Genomic DNA, 817 nt, shown 5'->3' on the forward strand with positions numbered 1-817 from the left:
CATCGGAATATGTGGTGATGCGATGGTCGAGCGGCGTGGTCGGCGCGACCAAAGCCCCGGCCTGATCATATTGCAACACGCCCGCAGGGTGATAGGGCAGCCCATCCAACCCGGCCCGCCCAACCGCGTTTGACTGGCCCAGAATGGGGACAACGTACATGGGCGGTGTAAAGCCCGAGATAGTGCCCCCAAAGCCCCGGCCCGCCATTGGCCCCCGCACATTGCTCTGAACACGCTGCCCAGAAAAGCTGTCCAAGAGGTCACTCATGAGACACGCTGATCGTCACGGCACCGATGTGATCGGGCACAAACGCCCAGACCCGCACAGCCTCCGGCACGCCAGGCCACAACAGCGCCAACGTCACATCTGGCAGCAAAAGCGCACCGGGCGTCAATCTGACCGACCCGGCCCGGCTCAGCGGCTCGCTGGCATCGACCGTCGCAACCAGATCGACAGCATGGACCCCTCGGTTCAACGCGCGCAATGCGGCCACATCGTTTGAGGTCAACAATGTATATTGACCCGCCGCGCACTCAATATCTCGGTTCTCTGGCATATCTGCCTCCTCTGCTCACCAGCCCTTTGCGGTGATAAAATCAAACATTGCGGTGGCCTCGATCAGTTGACCGGCGCTGTTGCGGTGGATGTCGTCAGCAAGATACTTGGGCGGGCAATAACCCGTGGCTTGTGCCGCTTGGTCTGCGGCGGTGTCCGCGCCTGTCACGTCATCCCACATGGCCTGCATCTGATCGATATGGTGGTCAGGATGGGCCGCGATCAGTTCGCCCCGCGCGTCATTGTTGATCGTGATCTGAG

Annotated in this window: 3 protein-coding genes; all 3 read right to left on the reverse strand. The window is 61.2% G+C overall.

Features of this window, described 5'->3' with window-relative positions; genetic code table 11:
• Positions 1 to 268, reverse strand: a 268-nt coding sequence (locus ACRBB0_RS26920) for a hypothetical protein (protein ID WP_431377557.1), incomplete at its 3' end; no start/stop codon positions are given.
• A complete protein-coding gene (locus ACRBB0_RS26925; RefSeq protein WP_431377558.1) occupies positions 261 to 557 on the reverse strand; it encodes a hypothetical protein in 297 nt (98 codons plus the stop codon). The genes ACRBB0_RS26920 and ACRBB0_RS26925, both read right to left, overlap by 8 nt.
• Before the next feature lie 15 nt (positions 558 to 572).
• A partial coding sequence (locus ACRBB0_RS26930; RefSeq protein WP_431377559.1) for a hypothetical protein occupies positions 573 to 817 on the reverse strand: 245 nt, incomplete at its 5' end.

Origin of the sequence: Pelagimonas sp. (assembly GCF_050633425.1) — a bacterium.
GTDB lineage: Bacteria > Pseudomonadota > Alphaproteobacteria > Rhodobacterales > Rhodobacteraceae > Pelagimonas.

Coding starts and splice junctions, on each gene's coding strand:
- ACRBB0_RS26925 (WP_431377558.1), bottom strand. CDS start 557: ATGCCAGAGAACCGAGATATTGAGTGCGCGGCGGGTCAATATACATTG.